Source organism: Actinomadura sp. J1-007 (assembly GCF_009793335.1).
Classification (GTDB): domain Bacteria; phylum Actinomycetota; class Actinomycetes; order Streptosporangiales; family Streptosporangiaceae; genus Spirillospora; species Spirillospora yumaensis.
This window is the reverse complement of the sequence record NZ_WING01000001.1, coordinates 4,461,589-4,477,294: the sequence shown is the minus strand read 5'-3', so window position 1 is coordinate 4,477,294 and position 15,706 is coordinate 4,461,589. Positions and strand designations below refer to the sequence as shown.

Here is a 15,706-nt window from a genome sequence, read left to right as displayed (position 1 = left end):
GGGGGCTCGCGGAGGCGGGTGCTATGTGTCGTTCCGTCGAGAATCGGCGTGGGGTGGGCGTTGCGATTCTGGCCGTATGCGGTCAGAACGCATGTGGGAGACCGCACGCGCCTCTTGTTGTCGGCGCCGCTCTCCGGTGGCGCCTTCCGATGACTGGAGGCCGCTGATGCCCGCACACCTCACCACCCCCGCCGCCGTCCGATTCGTTCCGTACGCCCGGGGGCGCGGCGGCGCGCGGCGTGCCGTTTCGGCGACGGACGGGGCGCTCGCGCTGAGTCGGGAGCCGGTTCCTGCGGGCAGTCCGCCCGGACGCCGTCCGCGCCCGCCCAACCCGCTGCGCCTCGTCCGCCCCGACGAGCACCCTGACGAGTCGTTGGACGCCGTGGCCCTCGGGACCGTACGGCTCGTCCTGGAGGTCATCGCGGGGGTGCGGACGCCGCACCACCTGTCGCACCGCGCGACTCCCCAGGTGTGCCGGGGCCTCGCCGAGCACCACCGGCCGCTCGCCGCGGGGACGCGGTACGTCCCGCCGCGGGTCCTGACGACGTGGCTCCAGGAGCCCGCGGCCGACAGGGCCGAGACCGGCGCGGTCGCCCTGCTGAACGGCCGCGTCCACGCGCTGGCCATGCGCCTCGAACGCGTCCGGGGCCGCTGGCGCTGCACGACCCTCGAAACCACCGCGCCCGTCTGACAAGCGCGAAGCGGCCTTCCGGGACGAGTCCCGGAAGGCCGCTTCCGTCGTGCTCACGGGCGGGGCGGCCGCCTACTTGCCGCGAGGGTCGCCGTGGCAGCGCTTGAACTTCTTGCCCGAGCCGCAGGGGCACGGGTCGTTGCGGGACACGCCCGCGTACTCGTCCTCGGTCTCCTCGCTGTGCAGCTCGACGCCGCCCTCGCCGTCGACCGTGGGCGAGGAGTACTCCAGCTTCTTCGGGCGCTTCGGCTCGTCGAGCCCCTTCGCCTTGATCGCGGGAACGTCGTCGGACGGCGCCTCGTCCACGTCGGCCTCGGCGGTGTCCTCCTCGGTGTCGTCCGAGGGAGCGGCGGTCTTGGCCACCGACACCGGCTTCGCGCCGACCGCGGGCGCCTCCGCCGGCTCCTCGACCTCGACCTCGAGGTTGAACAGGTAGCCGACCGACTCCTCCTTGATGCCGTCGAGCATCGCGTTGAACATGTCGTAGCCCTCGCGCTGGTACTCGACCAGCGGGTCGCGCTGCGCCATGGCCCGCAGGCCGATGCCCTCCTGGAGGTAGTCCATCTCGTAGAGGTGCTCGCGCCACTTGCGGTCGAGGACCGACAGCACGACGCGGCGCTCCAGCTCCCGCATGACCTCCGGGCCGAGCTCCTCCTCGCGCTTGTCGTACGCGGCGAGGGCGTCCTCGCGGATCTTGTCCGACAGCGTCTCGGCGTCCAGCCCGGCGATGTCGCCGCCGACCTCCTCGACCAGCTCCTCGGGCGTGAGCTGGATCGGGTAGAGCTGCTTGAACGCCTTCCACAGCTTGTCGAGGTCCCACTCCTCGGCGAAGCCCTCGGCGGTCGCGCCCGCGACGTAGCCGTGCACGACCTCGTCGATCATGCGGCGGACCTGCTCGTGCAGGTCCTCGCCCTCCAGCACCTTGCGGCGCTCGGCGTAGATGACCTTGCGCTGCCGGTTGAGCACCTCGTCGTACTTCAGGACGTTCTTGCGCATCTCGAAGTTCTGCTGCTCGACCTGGCTCTGAGCCGACTTGATCGCGTTCGAGACGATCTTGGACTCGATCGGGACGTCGTCCGGGATGTTCAGCCGGGTCATGATCGACTCGACGCGGGCGGAGTTGAACAGCCGCATCAGGTCGTCCTCAAGGGACAGGTAGAAGCGGGACTCGCCCGGGTCGCCCTGCCGTCCCGAACGGCCGCGGAGCTGGTTGTCGATGCGCCGCGACTCGTGCCGCTCGGTCGCGAGGACGTACAGGCCGCCCGCCTCGACGACCTGCTCGTGCTCGCCCTTCACGGCGTCCTTGGCCTTGTCGAGCGCCTCCGGCCAGGCCGCCTCGTACTCCTCGGGCGTCTCCAGCGGGGACAGCCCGCGCTGGTGCAGCTCCAGGTCGGCGCGGAAGTCGGGGTTGCCGCCGAGCATGATGTCGGTGCCGCGGCCGGCCATGTTGGTCGCGACCGTGACGGCGCCCTTGCGGCCCGCCTCGGCGACGATCGCCGACTCCTGCTCGTGGTGCTTGGCGTTCAGCACCTGGTGCGGGATCCCGCGCCGCTTGAGCATCTTGCTCAGCTTCTCGGACTTCTCGACCGAGGTGGTGCCGACCAGGACCGGCTGCCCGTTCTCGTGCCGCTCGGCGATGTCGTCGACGACGGCCTCGAACTTGGCCTGCTCGGTCTTGTAGACGACGTCGGCGACGTCGTCGCGGATCATCGGCTTGTTCGTCGGGATCGGCACGACGCCGATCTTGTAGGTCTTGTTGAACTCGGCCGCCTCAGTGTCGGCGGTGCCGGTCATGCCCGCGAGCTTGCCGTACAGGCGGAAGAAGTTCTGGAGGGTGATCGTGGCGAGCGTCTGGTTCTCGTCCTTGATCGCCACCCCCTCCTTCGCCTCGATCGCCTGGTGCATGCCCTCGTTGTAGCGGCGGCCGTGCAGGATGCGGCCGGTGAACTCGTCGACGATCAGGACCTCGCCGTTCATGACGACGTAGTCCTTGTCGCGCTTGTAGAGCTCCTTGGCCTTCAGGGCGTTGTTGAGGAAGCTGACGAGCGGCGTGTTGACCGAGTCGTAGAGGTTGTCGATGCCGAGCCAGTCCTCGACCTTCTCGACTCCGGCCTCGGTGATGCCGACCGTGCGCTTCTTCTCGTTGACCTCGTAGTCGCCGGGGCCGTACTGGTCGACCTGCCCGGCGGTGCTGACGAGCTCGGCGCGCTTCAGCCGCGGGACGATCTTGGCGAACTCCGAGTACCACTTGGAGTTCTGCTCGGCCGGACCGGAGATGATCAGCGGCGTCCGGGCCTCGTCGATCAGGATCGAGTCGACCTCGTCGACGATGGCGAAGTTGTGGCCGCGCTGGACGCACTCCTCCAGGCTCCACGCCATGTTGTCGCGCAGGTAGTCGAACCCGAACTCGTTGTTGGTGCCGTAGGTGATGTCGGCGTTGTACGCGGCCCGGCGCTCGTCCGGCGTCATCTGCGGGAGGATGACGCCGACCTCCAGCCCCAGGAACTGGTGCACGCGGCCCATCCACTCGGCGTCGCGCTTGGCGAGGTAGTCGTTGACCGTGACGACGTGCACGCCGTCGCCGGCCAGGGCGTTCAGGTAGGCCGGGAGCACGCAGGTGAGGGTCTTGCCCTCCCCGGTCTTCATCTCGGCGATGTTGCCCAGGTGCAGCGCCGCGCCGCCCATGACCTGGACGTCGTAGTGGCGCTGCCCGAGCACGCGCTTGGCCGCCTCGCGGGCGGTGGCGAACGCCTCGGGGAGCAGATCGTCGAGCGTGTCCTCGCCGTTGGCGAGCCGTTCCCGGTACTTGTCGGTCAGCTCACGCAATTCGGCGTCGCTCATCTCGAGGAAGTCTTCCTCGATCGAGTTGACCTGATCCGCGAGCTTCTTGAGCTTGCGCAGGATTTTTCCTTCGCCCGCACGAAGGATCTTATCGATGACTGGCGGCACTCTCGGAGGCTCCTTGCAGATCGTGGGTCACCGCGCAGGGCGGTACGCACACCACACGTACGATGCCCATCGTAGGCGAGACCCAGAATGGTCTAGGTCACGTCGCTGCGCAATCCACCCGCACGTCCCGTTCCCCGCAGTCCGTTTGGCCGCCGATGTCCGTGGAAGATCTCCCAATGCATCCAGGGGAGGCGCACAATGACCAATCGACCTGAGGGAACGTCCTTCGAGCCCATGACCGGGCAGGGCGGGAGCCACGGCGAGGGCTCCACCGGCTCGCACGCCGGCCGGCCCAGCTCGTGGGTGGCCGTGTCGATCATCTTCGTCGGTTTCGCGGTGGGCGGCGCGGCGCTCTGCTTCGGACCGTCCTGGGTCACGTTCTACGTCGGCGTGGCGATCATCGTCGTCGGGATCATCGTCAGCGGCCTGGTCCACCTGTTCTCCGACGTGGTGGTGGACGCCCCGCGCGTACTCCCGGAGATCGTCGACTACTCCGTGTTCGGGTCGCGCAGCGCCAAGCGCCGCGGCGGCCTGGCCGGCGAGACCCTCGACAAGCCCATCACCACCGACACCCAGCAGACCCCGCACGGCTGACCCGCCGCAAACACCGCCCCCGGCGAGGCCCAGGCCCCGCCGGGGGCTTCGTCTGTGGCCTCGTCCGGGCTACGGCGCAGAGACGCGCAGGGCTGCGTCGACGAGCGCGGGAGCGATCTCCGGAACGACGCGTTCGACCCGTACGTCATCGCAACCGACCCACGCGGCGGCGCGCCACAGGGCCGTGGCGAGCGCGGCGAGGGAACGCTCCGTGCGCGCGGCCGTCGCGACGGCCCACGGCTCGAACGTCACCTGGCGCGCGACCAGCGTGGCGCCCTCGCGCGCCGGATCGACCCGGCCGAGCAGCCGCCCGCCCGACAGGAGCGGCATCGCGAAGTAGCCGTGGACGCGCTTGGCCTTCGGGACGTACGCCTCCAGCCGGTGGTCGAAGCCGAACATCCGCGACGTCCGCGCCCGGTCCCACACCAGCGAGTCGAACGGCGACAGCAGCGTCGTCGCGTGCCTGCCCCGCGGAGCGTCGGCCAGCGCCGCCGGGTCGGCCCAGGCGACGTTCTTCCAGCCCTCGACCCGTACGGGCACGAGCCCGGCGCCGCCCACGACCTGATCGACCTGCTCGCCCCTGATCCGGTAGTAGTCGGCCAGGTCCGCCCGCGTGGCCACCCCGAGCGAGCGCCCGGCCCGGCCGACGAGCCCGGTCAGGCACGCCTCGTCGTCCTGCGGCGCGTCCAGCAGCTCCCGCGGAACGGCCCGTTCGGCCAGGTCGTAGACGCGCCGCCATCCGACGCGCCGGACGCACACGACCTCCCCGACGTCCAGCAGCCACTCGATCCCGATCTTGTGGTCGCTCCAGTCCCACCACTCCGCGCTCGCCTTGGCGCCGCCCAGCTCCCTGGTCGTGAGCGGCCCGTCCGACCTCAGCCGCGCGCGGATCTGGTCGCACACGCCCTCGGGCACCTTGTGCCAGCGCCAGCCCCGCCGCAGGAAGGCCCGCCGCCGGAACGCGAACAGCGGCCACTCCTCGATCGGCAGGATGGACGCCGCGTGCGCCCAGTACTCGAAGGTCGTCCCGTCGCCCCAGTAGGCGTCCTCGACCTCGCGCCGCCCGACCGCCCCGAGCCGCGCGTACGGCACCAGCTCGTGCGACCGCGCCAGCACCGAGATCGTGTCGAGCTGCACGGCCCGAGCCGTTGCAGCATCCCCGCCACACCGCCCTTGGGCCGCGCCCCCAGAAGCCCCTGAGCGCGCAGCTGGATCCGCCGCGCCTCGTCCGCCGTCAGCTCTGCCTCGATCACCCCGCGATGCTAAGGCACAACACCGACAAACCGAGATTGCCGGTCGCCCACCCCACCCACCACCACGCCGCCCGCAACCACCGCCCATCACCCCACCGGCGCTCCCGTCACCACGCCTAACGTTGCGGGTTAGGACGGCGGGGCGAGGCAGCCGGCACGTCCGCGCTCTGGAGCTCGTTCGTGGCGTTGGACCCTTGGGACCAGAAGCCGTCGCGTGGCTTGGAGCCGACGCGGGAGCACGGCGGGATGGGCTAGGCGCTTCTTGGGCGCGTCCGTACGTGCCCCAGCAGGAAGCACCGCTTCCGGCTCCCTGACTCACGCCACTCGGCGGCCGTCTCGCCGGGTGGGCCGCTTGGCTGCGGGTGGTGGGGGTGCCGAACCCCGGGTGGGGGCGGGGGTCGCGGGGAGTGGTCTTGGGGGCGTTCGCTGAGGGGCGGCCCGGTGGGTGGGGGGCGTCAGGTGATTTCGAGGAGTTTTTCCCGGACGGCGTAGACCACGGCTTCCATCCGGGAGTGCAGTTGGAGCTTCTCCAGGATGTTGCGGACGTGGTTCTTGACGGTGTTCTCGGAGATGAACAGCTCGCGGGCGATCTCGCGGTTGCCGAGGCCGCGCGCGACCAGGCGCAGGACCTCCATCTCGCGGTCGGTGAGGCGGGGCGCGGGGACCTGCTGGGTGCGCTCCTCGCTGCGTTTGGCGAGGGACGCGAACTCGGTGATCAGCTTGGAGGCCATCGAGGGGCTGATCAGCGACTGGCCGCCGTGCACCGCGCGGACGGCCTGCGGGACCTCGTCGATCGAGATCTCCTTCAGCAGGTAGCCGGTGGCGCCCGCCTTGATCGCCTCGAAGAGGTCCTCCTCCTCGTCGCTGATGGTCAGCATGACGATCTTCGCGCTGGGGGCGGCGTCCTTGATGGCCGTGCACGCCTCGATGCCGCTGCGGCGGGGCATCCGGATGTCCATCAGGACGACGTCGGGCAGCAGGTCGCCGGCCATCTCGACCGCCTCGTGGCCGTCACCGCCCTCGCCGATGACCTCGATGTCGTCCTCGGCCTGGAGGACCATCTCCAGGCCCCGGCGGAACAGGGCGTGGTCGTCGACGATCAGCACGCGGATCGGGTCGGCCGCGCCGGGAGGCGGCGCGTCGGGCCGTCCGGCCTCGGTCGCGCCGGCCTGACGGGGTACCGCCGCGGAGCCGCGAGCCTCGGGATTCTCGCTCACCTGAGTCGCGGCGTGGAGGAGACGCCGCTTCCCCCCTTCACTGTCAGTGATCTGGGTCTACCGGAGGGTTCGGGATCCGGGGTCGCCCCCCGGAGACTGCCGCGGGGCGGCGGCCCGCGGACGACGGGGCGCGCGCCGAAGGCCCGCGCCATCGCCCCGGACCACCGCGTCCACGGCTCTGCTGGTAACGCCTTTCTAGATCATGACACGCTCCGGGCGGTGACGTGACGCAAGTGCCACATCACTCTTCGACAAGGCGGATGACGCCGTAGTCCCAGCCTCTCCTCCGGTATACGACGGAAGGGTGCCCGCTCGCCTTGTCGCGGTAGAGGAAGAAGTCGTGGCCGACGAGCTCCATCTCGAACAGGGCCTGCTCGATGCCCATCGCCTCGGCCTTGTGGAACTTCTCGCGGACGATGACCGGCCCGTCGCCCTCCATCGGGATCGGGACGAGGTTGTCGTCGTGGACGGGCGCGGAGCCCTCGGTCTGGCCGCCGATGTCGCGGTCGTCCTCGGCGACCGCGGTGGCGGCCTCGGCGGGAGCGCTCTCGGGGAACGCCTCGGGGACGGTCTCCATGGTGGCGAGCTTGGCCCGCGCCTTGCCGCCGTGGGTCTTGCGGCGCTCGCCGTCGCGGCGCAGCCGCGACTCCAGCTTGTCGAGCGCGAGGTCCAGGGCTCCGTAGCGGTCGTCGGCGGCGGCCTCGGCCCGGATCACCGGGCCGCGGGAGCGGATCGTCAGCTCGACGCGTTCGCGCTGGTCGGCGAGTCTCGGGTTGCGTTCCTCGGACACCTCCACATCCACGCGGATGACCTTCTGGTTGAGCCGTTCGATCTTCGCCAGCTTGTTGTCGACGTGCCTGCGGAACCTGTCGTTGACGTCGGTGTGCCGGCCCCTCACGGTGATGTTCACGCGGGACCCCCCTTCTCCCGGTTGCGTTCCTCGCCCGGTCCGGGGCTCCTGAACGCCCCGGCCGGACGCCACAGCTCGGTGGGTCGCACCCGCCCGGCCGACCTGGTCTTCGTCCCCACATCCGCCTGCTGAAGGTCTCGCGGCGCTCTCGCCACTACTGCCCTTCTCCCGGTCCGGGGGATGTCGGATCCCCCGGCGAGGCAGGACTTACCTCTAAGGCGCACCGTGATCGGTCGACGAGAAGTCGCCTTACGTGGGCCGTTTCGCCTGCGCCTGGCATCGGCTAGCCGGATCGCCTGTCGTGCTCCTGACGAGCACGGCGATCCAACGCAACCACGGACCCGGGCGGGTGCCATGCCAGGAACGCTAACCCCTTACGCCACGAATGTCAGGGGGGTGGGCTGAGGAAAAACTCACGGACCGTCATCACAAGAGGCCGCAGCGCCGCCCCCGCCGACGATCGCGGCGCTGCTCACAAGCCGTGCATCCCCGTATCCACAGGGCTTGCGGTCCACACCTGAGGCGCAGGTCACGGTGTCATGGCGCGGCGGTGAGTTTCCCAAATCTCTACCGCCGACATGACGCCACGTGACCCGTGATACCGCGATCAATCGGGTGTGATACGACAAGCCGGGCCGCCCCTCACTACGCTTGGTAACAAGCTGCCGGGTTTGACGACGATCGTGAAGAAAGTCACCCTCTCCCGGGCGCAGAGCCGCCCGTTCCGGGCACAGAGCCAGCCTGCCCCGGGCGCAGGGCCGCCCTTTCCCCGGCGCACGGTCGCCCCTCCCCGGGCACAGAGCCGCCCTTCCACGGGCCGCAGAGTCACCCTCGTCCGGGTGCAGAGCCACCCTCCCTGGGCGCAGAGCCCTGGGCGCAGAGCCCTCCCCTCAGCGCAGAGCCGCCCTTCCGCGGGCGTAGAGTCACGCTCCCCGGCGCAGCGGAGTGGCCGCCACCGTCGCCGCCGCCGCGACCTCCGCGCCCGCCCGCCGGACCGCGCGCGCCGCCTCGGCCAGCGAGGCCCCCGTCGTGATCACGTCGTCGACCAGCACGACGCGCCGCCCCGCCAGCCGGGCGCCCGGCACCACCTCCAGCGCGCCCGCGAGGTTGGCCACTCGTCCGGACGCCGTCAGGCCCGCCTGGTCGGCCACCTCCCGCCGCTGCCGCAGCACGTCGGCCCCCACCACGCGAAGGCCGCCCGCTCGCGCCTCCCGGACGGCGACCGCCGCCATCCGCCGCGTCGGATCATGGCCCCGCCTCCGGACGGCCCGCCGCCCCGAAGCCACCGGCACCACGACCACCGACTCCCCGACCGCCGGCTTCGCGGCCCCAACCACCGACGCGGCCCCGACCGGCGGCTTCGCGACCACCGACGCGGCGGCCCCGATTGTCGGCTTCGCTTCCCCGGCCTCCGCTTCACCGTTCACCGGCACGGCCTTGAGGAGGGCGCGGGCCAGTGCCTTGCCCAGCGGCTCGGCGAGGGGGGTGCGGGCGCGTTCCTTGTGGGCGACGATGGCGGTGCGGACGGCGCCCTCGTAGGACGCGATCGTCCAGGTGGGCGGCAGGCCGGGCGGGACCGGGACCGGGCGGACGAGGCGCGCCTTCGCGTTCAGGGCCGTCCCGCAGCGGCGGCATAACGGCTCGCCGCCGACGGCGCACACGACGCATCGTTCGGGCAGGACGAGGCCGACGAGGTCGCGGATGAGATCGCTGAACGGGATCGCGGGATTGAACGGGCTCGCTGGAGAGGTCATGCCCCGACCCTGCCGGTCCCCGCCACGTGATCGCCATCCGCCCCGGCGCCTGTGGATAACCCGGCCGACGCCTCGGGGTGCGAGCGGTCCATTGCTCCAGGACGACTCGCCGCGCGCGGCGAAGGGGCCGAGGGTTCGGCGAATGCGGTCGAGGGTTCGGCGGATGCGGTCGAGGCGTGGCTGCGCGCGACCGACCTGGTCTGACGCCGTGCTCTCAGCGTCGGGACCGCTCCTTGGCCTCGGCGAGGATGCGCAGCGCCTCGTGCGTCGGGAAGGTCTCCCTGCGGGACGGTTGCTGATCGACCAGCCGCTCCACCCTGGTCATTGCCCTGCTTTGGATCACATCCACCGGATACGGCCGGGGAGGAAAACGATCGCTTCGCCGGTGTCGGCGTGAAACGGTTGCCGCGTGCCTCAACCGATCTTGCGGACCGAGCGTCTGCTGCTGGTACCCCTGGCCGATCGGCATCTGGACCTGGAGGTCCGCCTCGACTCCGACCCCGAGGTGCTGCGCTATCTCGACGCCAGGACCCCGACCAGGGACGAGGTGGTCGCCACTCATCAGCGGCGCATCGCCGCGGCGGGCAAGGTGGACGGGCTGGGCTTCTGGACGGCTCACCTCTCCCATGGAGGGGAGGAGGGTGAGTTCGTCGGGCTGATGATGCTGCCGCCTGCGCATGGCCCCGATCAGCCCGACGATCCCACCGTCTGCGATCTGGGGTACCGGCTCGTCCGCCGGCACTGGCGGCAGGGCCTGGCCAGTGAAGCGTCCCGCGCCCTGCTGCGGCACGCCTTCGACACGGTCGGGCAAAGCCGCGTGATCGCACAGACCATGGCCGCCAACGCCGGATCCATCAAAGTGATGCGGGCCATCGGCATGCGGTACGTCCGCACCTACCACCCGCGGTTCGACGACCCGCTGCCGGACGCGCACCTCGGCGAGGTCGAGTACGAGATGACCCGCACCATGTGGGAGATGCGCGGCCGGTGCGGTCCGGGTTCACGCCCCGCCGCAGGAACCCCGGAAAGTCCAGCCCGCAGTCCGGGTCGTCGCGGTGGGCCGGCGGGCCGGCCAGGGTGGCGGCCACCGTGAGGTAGCGCTCTTTTCTTGAGCGGGTGTTCCAGATAGGTTAGCGTGGAGTCATGGCGAGGACCCGGGAGTTCGACACCGAGGCGGCGGTGAGCCGCGCCATGGAGCTGTTCTGGACGCGTGGCTACGAGGCGACCTCGGTGCGCGATCTGGCCCAGCACCTGGGGATCGGGCAGGGCTCCTTGTACGCCGCGTTCGGTGACAAGGACGGCCTGTACCGGGCCGCGCTGGAGCACTACCGCACCACCCTCACGGCGGACGCCCTGCGCAGCCTGGAGGAGGAGGCGGCGGACGTCCGCGCGGCGATCCGTACGCTGCTGACGGAGCGGATCCGCATCGCCGTCGGTGACGGCGGCCGAGGCTGCCTGGCCGTCAACGCCGCCTGCGAGCGGCTGCCGCAGGACGCGGCGACCCGGCGCACCGTACGCGACATGCAGGAGGCGAGCCGGGAGGCGCTGGCCGAGCTGCTGCGGGCGGCGACGGAGCGGGGCGAGATCGCCGAACGGCACGACCCGCACACGGTCGCCGCCTTCCTCGTCACCTTCCTCAACGGTCTACTGGTCTCCTCGAAGATCACCCTGGACCCGCGGGACCTCGAACCCCTCATCGACGTCGCGCTGACCACCCTCGACTGACGGTCCTCGCGGCCCCGTCGGACGCCCGTCCTTCCATGCCCTCATTCTGTAACGTACGCTCAAGAAAGAGGTTGCCCCATGATGTACGACCATGACGGAGCGCCCCTGCGCACCGGCCGTGCGGCCGTCAACGGAACGAGCCTGCACTACCGGACCGCCGGGTCCGGCCCCGCGGTCGTGCTGCTGCACGGCGTGCCGAAGACCGGCTACCACTGGCGCCACCTGGTCCCGAAGCTGGCGCCCCACCACACCGTCGTGGTGCCCGACCTGCGCGGTCTCGGCGACTCCGCCCGTCCCGCGGACGGCTACGACTCCGCGACGATGAGCGATGACATCGCCGAGCTGATGGACCGCCTCGGACACCGGACCTACGCCGTGGTCGGCGAGGACTGGGGCGCGGTGATCGGCTACCAGCTCGCCGCCCGCCACCGCGACCACGTCACCTCCCTCGCCTTCGCCGAGGCCCTCCTGCCCGGCTTCGGCTTCGAGGACCACACCGCCCTCACCTCCGAGAATGTCTCCGGCATGCACCTGTGGCACCTGGGCTTCTACTTCCAGCCCGACGTGCCCGAGATGCTGATCTCCGGGCACGAACGCGAACTGATCACCTACATGATCAAGAACGAGCGCGGCCGCCCCGACACCGCCACCTCCGACGCCATCGAGGAGTACGTGCGCTGCTACTCCCTGCCCGGCGGCATCCGCGCCATGCTCGCCGTCTACCGGGCGATGCTCACCGACGCCGAGCAGAACCGGGAGGCCGCCCGGAAGAAGCTCGACATCCCCGTCCTGGCGCTCGGCGGCTCAGCCTTCATCGGCGAGCGCAACGCGGAGCAGGCACGGTTTGTGGCACACGACGTCACCGGACACGTCTTCGACGCCGGCCACGACCTCGCGGAGGAGGTACCTGACGAGATGGCCGCCGTCGTCCTGCCGTTCCTGGCCGCGCACCGGTAGCCGACCCTCCGGCCGCCGGGCGGTGGCCCCGGCGGCCGGAACGGTGACCGCCCACAACCTCAGCCATGCGCGACGTGGCCCGCCGACGCCGGTCTTCGACGTCCTGGAACGCGGGTCAGCGGGCGTAGGTGGGGTCTCGGGCGGGGATGTCGCAGACCCACGGGCCGAACTGGTCGCGGGTCGGGCGCTGCTTGCAGACGACGTTGAGGCCGGACGTGCGGGTGCCGACGAGGACGGGCATGCCGGGGGCGGCCGTGATCGTGCGGGGTTCGCCGAGGGAGCCGGTGCCGAGGGAGGTGATGGCGCTGCCGCTGACCGGCATGAGGTACGGGAGGTCCTGGGTGTCGGAGTCCTTCTGGCCGAGGACGGCGAGGGTGCCGTAGTCGCGCCAGACCAGGTCCTTGGCCTTGAGCAGTTCGGAGCTGACCGGGAGGAACGAGCCGACGTCGACCTTGCCGCCGGGCCCGCGCAGGATGCGGCCGATCTGGACCTGGGGCGTGCCGTCGATGTCGACGATCACGGCGGCGCGGACGCCGTCGCGGGCCACGCGGAACGCCCGGACCTCGCGTCCGCTGAGGCCCCAGTGGGACACGCGGACGGGCGGGCGGCCGCGCTGCCGCGCCCAGAGCCAGGACTTGTCGGCGGTCGTCTCCACGGTCCACATGAGGCCGTCACGGCCCCAGGAGGGCGGGGTGAAGCGCGCCCCGCGCCGGGAGGCGGCGAGGAGCGTACGGGGCGTGACAGGGCCTTTGAGGGGCGCGGCGGTGAGCACGCGGTCGCCCTTCGGGCCGAGCCCGGCGGCCTCCTGGTGGTCGGGGGCGACGGCCGGGCGCGACAGGCTCCAGGGCGGGCCGGTGTTGACGGGCTGCGGGACGCGGCCGTCGAGGGTGCTGAGGTAGCCGGACGCGCCGATGCCGTACGCGGTCTGGCTGACCTGGCCGTCCACGCCGTCGGGGGCGTTCTGGTCCCACGCGCGGACGGGCTGGGTGGAGGCCATCCCGTCCGGGGCGACGGTCTCGCCGTCGATGCGCAGCTTCCACTGCTTGATCTCGGAGAGCTGCCGGAGCGTCCAGCTCAGCTGGGCGGACATCCGCTCGACGCTGCCGGTCGCGGCCTCCTTGGTGAGGTCCACGGTGGCGACGTCCTTGTTGATCACGACGCCCGCGCCGCGCAGCCGGGTGCCGGGCGGGAACGCGCTGCCGACCGCCCCGTACAGCCAGGTCGTCGGGCCCTTCAGCAGCGCGCGGACGAGCTGGGACGGCAGCGTGCGCCGGTCGACCACGGGCAGGAAGATGCCGTTCGGGACGAGGGTCTGCTGGTCGGGGGCGAAGAAGTACAGGTTGACGGGGCGCAGGGCGCGCTCCACGTCGACCTTGGTGAGCAGCAGGCCCGCGCGCTCGTCGTCGGGCAGCCCGGTCACCCGCCACACGCCCTGCGCCGTCTTGGCGAGCTGGAACGTGACCTCGATGTGCTCGGACGCCGCCCGGTACTGCCCGTCGGACGCGATCGTGCCGAGCTGCTCGCCGGTGACCTTGACGGTCGCCTGGCCCGGGGCGGCCTGCTTGACCAGCCGGGGCGGCTCGCGTTCGGACAGGACGGTCACGGACGGGCGCAGGCCGGGACGCCACGACGTCTGCCCGGCGAGGTACTCCCTGGCCACCTTGTGGTCGTCGTCGAAGCTGGCCGAGGCCGCCAGGAACCCCGCGACGATCTGCTCGGGCCCCCACTCGGGGCGCGGGCGGACGGGGATCAGCCGCACGTACGGGTCGTCGACCTGCTCGGCGCGTTCGACGGGCTTGCCCGACACGACGCGTCCGCCGCTCGGGACGTTGGCGCAGCCCGCCACGCAGAGCGCCAGGACGGCCGCCACCAGCAGGACGGGCGGGATCCGGCCCCGAGTGCCGGGCGTCACTCGCCGGCCTCCAGTTCGGCGAACAGGGGACGGGACGCGCCCGCGCCCGGCGGCACCAGCGGCAGGGGCGAGCCGCGGAGTTCGGCGCCCGCGACGCGGGGCAGGGACATGCGGAACTGGGAGCCGCTGCCCGGCTCGCCCCACGCCTGGAGCCAGCCGCCGTGGAGCTGCGCGTCCTCACGGGAGATGGACAGGCCGAGGCCCGTCCCCCCGGTGGTGCGGGCCCGCGCCGGGTCGGCCCGCCAGAAGCGGTCGAAGACCATCTGCCCCTCCCCCGGTTTCAGGCCGACCCCGTGGTCGCGGACGGCGACCGCCACGGCGTCGCGGTCGGCGGCGACCGAGACGACGATGTCCTCGCCCTCGCCGTGCTCGACGGCGTTGACGAGCAGGTTGCGCAGGATCCGCTCGACCCGGCGGCGGTCCACCTCGGCCATGCACGGCTCGCCGGGGAGCTGGAGGACGACCTTGCTGCCCTTGCGCTCGGCGAGCCCCTGGATGTCGCCGACGGTGCGCAGGACCAGGTCGCGCATGTCGAGGGACTCGGCGTCGAGGGTCGCGGCGCCCGCGTCGTGCCGGCTGATCTCCAGCAGGTCGGCGAGCAGCGACTCGAACCGTTCGAGCTGGCTCTGGAGCAGCTCGGCGGAGCGGCCCACGGCCGGGTCGTCGAAGGTGTCGCGGTTCTCGTAGAGCATGTCCGCGGCGATCCGGATCGTGGTGAGCGGCGTGCGCAGCTCGTGCGAGACGTCCGAGACGAACTGCCGCTGCACCTGCGACAGGTCCTCCAGCTCGCCGATCTTGTCCTGGAGGTTGGCGGCCATGTCGTTGAACGAGCGGGCGAGGCGGGCCAGGTCGTCCTCGCCGCGCACGCGCATGCGCTCTTCGAGGCGTCCGGCGGCGAGCCGCTGCGCGCCCTGGGCGGCGAGCCGTACGGGGATGACGACCTGGCGCGTCACCAGCGACGCGATCGCGGCGAGGAGCAGGACGAGCACGACGCCGACCCCGGCGAGCGAACGGCCCACGTTGGTCAGCGTCTTCTGCTCCTGCTCCAGGGGGAACAGGTAGTACAGCTCGAACTGGCCCGACTTGCCGCCGACGATGAGGCCGCGTTCGGGCTTCGCGTCGCCGCCGACGTAGGCCAGCTTCCCGAACGTGTAGGAGCGCGAGCCGGTCGGGGCGTGCCGGACCTCCTCGCGCAGGCGCCGCGGGACGCTCTCCTCGCGCAGCTCGTTGGTGGCCCGGCCGTCGGAGTAGCGGTCGCTGGTGTCGCGGATGTAGACCTCGTACAGCCCGGACGGGCCGCTGCGGGCCTTGAGCCGGTTGACGACGGCGTCGAGGCGGCCGGTGCCGTCCTCGGCGGAGTTGCCGAGGTCGCGCTGCACCTGCGCGAGGCCCTCGTCGAGCTGGAGCCGCGCCGCCTTGACCTTGCCGTCCATCAGCGCGGACGACACCTGCTGCATGAGGAACGCGCCGAGGATCGCCACGACGATCGCCGAGATGCACAGCGTCCAGGTCACGATCCGCACCTGGATGGAGCGGCGCCAGCGGGCGTAGCCGCGCCGCGCCGCGCCCCGCACGACCCGCCGCAGCGTGCCGAGGCCCCGGCGGGTGAACCGCTTCAGCGCGTTCACGGACCGGCCCCCGGCGGCGCGGCCCGCCGCCCGCGCGGCGGCGGTCACGGCCTGTCCTCGCTGGCGTTCATGGGCGGGACGTCCTGGTCATGGCGGAGGGGGGAGCCGGGCGCCCG

Annotated in this window: 12 protein-coding genes; 5 read left to right on the top strand and 7 right to left on the bottom strand. The window is 71.7% G+C overall.

From position 1 onward, the window contains the following. Positions 1 to 166 precede the first annotated feature (166 nt). Positions 167 to 691 (top strand): Rv3235 family protein, encoded by a 525-nt coding sequence (locus GEV43_RS20350; protein ID WP_160822031.1) that lies wholly within the window; start codon positions 167 to 169, stop codon positions 689 to 691. Between the two features lie 72 nt (positions 692 to 763). Here GEV43_RS20350 and secA read toward each other — a convergent pair whose 3' ends face one another. Then, positions 764 to 3,640 (bottom strand): preprotein translocase subunit SecA, encoded by a 2,877-nt coding sequence (gene secA, locus GEV43_RS20345; RefSeq protein ID WP_160822030.1) that lies wholly within the window; start codon positions 3,638 to 3,640, stop codon positions 764 to 766. Between the two features lie 198 nt (positions 3,641 to 3,838). On the opposite strand from secA, the gene GEV43_RS20340 reads away from it, so the two are divergent. Continuing rightward, the gene (locus tag GEV43_RS20340; protein ID WP_241682977.1) at positions 3,839 to 4,234 is read left to right on the top strand and encodes an HGxxPAAW family protein; all 396 of its coding nucleotides are present in this window, start codon (positions 3,839 to 3,841) and stop codon (positions 4,232 to 4,234) included. 69 nt (positions 4,235 to 4,303) lie between these two features. Here the strand turns inward: GEV43_RS20340 and GEV43_RS20335 are convergent, their stop codons facing one another. The 4 genes from GEV43_RS20335 to GEV43_RS20320 form a co-directional block, all read right to left on the bottom strand. Next, positions 4,304 to 5,371, bottom strand: coding sequence for a DNA glycosylase AlkZ-like family protein (locus GEV43_RS20335; RefSeq protein WP_309239738.1), 1,068 nt, complete (start codon positions 5,369 to 5,371; stop codon positions 4,304 to 4,306). A 571-nt stretch (positions 5,372 to 5,942) separates the two neighbouring features. Further along, positions 5,943 to 6,599: a response regulator transcription factor gene (locus tag GEV43_RS20330; RefSeq protein WP_309240023.1), complete on the bottom strand. Its 657-nt coding sequence runs from the start codon at positions 6,597 to 6,599 to the stop codon at positions 5,943 to 5,945. Positions 6,600 to 6,945: 346 nt separating this feature from the next. Then, positions 6,946 to 7,614, bottom strand: a complete 669-nt coding sequence (hpf, locus tag GEV43_RS20325; protein WP_160822028.1) for a ribosome hibernation-promoting factor, HPF/YfiA family — start codon at positions 7,612 to 7,614, stop codon at positions 6,946 to 6,948. Between the two features lie 923 nt (positions 7,615 to 8,537). Continuing rightward, a complete protein-coding gene (locus tag GEV43_RS20320; protein ID WP_160822027.1) occupies positions 8,538 to 9,368 on the bottom strand; it encodes a ComF family protein in 831 nt (276 codons plus the stop codon). Between the two features lie 424 nt (positions 9,369 to 9,792). On the opposite strand from GEV43_RS20320, the gene GEV43_RS20315 reads away from it, so the two are divergent. The 3 genes from GEV43_RS20315 (at position 9,793) to GEV43_RS20305 (ending at position 12,050) form a co-directional block, all read left to right on the top strand. Beyond that, on the top strand, positions 9,793 to 10,461 hold the full coding sequence (locus GEV43_RS20315) for a GNAT family N-acetyltransferase (RefSeq protein ID WP_175250101.1): 669 nt from the start codon (positions 9,793 to 9,795) through the stop codon (positions 10,459 to 10,461). A gap of 50 nt (positions 10,462 to 10,511) precedes the next feature. Then, a complete protein-coding gene (locus GEV43_RS20310) occupies positions 10,512 to 11,093 on the top strand; it encodes a TetR/AcrR family transcriptional regulator (RefSeq protein ID WP_160822025.1) in 582 nt (193 codons plus the stop codon). Positions 11,094 to 11,171: 78 nt separating this feature from the next. Further along, positions 11,172 to 12,050, top strand: coding sequence for an alpha/beta fold hydrolase (locus GEV43_RS20305; RefSeq protein WP_160822024.1), 879 nt, complete (start codon positions 11,172 to 11,174; stop codon positions 12,048 to 12,050). A 115-nt stretch (positions 12,051 to 12,165) separates the two neighbouring features. Here the strand turns inward: GEV43_RS20305 and GEV43_RS20300 are convergent, their stop codons facing one another. Beyond that, positions 12,166 to 13,962, bottom strand: coding sequence for an LpqB family beta-propeller domain-containing protein (locus GEV43_RS20300; protein ID WP_309239737.1), 1,797 nt, complete (start codon positions 13,960 to 13,962; stop codon positions 12,166 to 12,168). Then, positions 13,959 to 15,590, bottom strand: coding sequence for an MtrAB system histidine kinase MtrB (gene mtrB / locus GEV43_RS20295; RefSeq protein WP_160824667.1), 1,632 nt, complete (start codon positions 15,588 to 15,590; stop codon positions 13,959 to 13,961). Before mtrB ends, GEV43_RS20300 begins: the two co-directional genes overlap by 4 nt. Positions 15,591 to 15,706 lie beyond the last annotated feature (116 nt).

Bases quoted from the DNA above. Each gene is read 5' to 3' on its own strand.
- GEV43_RS20350 (WP_160822031.1), top strand. From the start codon at position 167: ATGCCCGCACACCTCACCACCCCCGCCGCCGTCCGATTCGTTCCGTAC.
- GEV43_RS20340 (WP_241682977.1), top strand. From the start codon at position 3,839: ATGACCAATCGACCTGAGGGAACGTCCTTCGAGCCCATGACCGGGCAG.
- GEV43_RS20320 (WP_160822027.1), bottom strand. From the start codon at position 9,368: ATGACCTCTCCAGCGAGCCCGTTCAATCCCGCGATCCCGTTCAGCGAT.
- GEV43_RS20310 (WP_160822025.1), top strand. From the start codon at position 10,512: ATGGCGAGGACCCGGGAGTTCGACACCGAGGCGGCGGTGAGCCGCGCC.
- GEV43_RS20305 (WP_160822024.1), top strand. From the start codon at position 11,172: ATGATGTACGACCATGACGGAGCGCCCCTGCGCACCGGCCGTGCGGCC.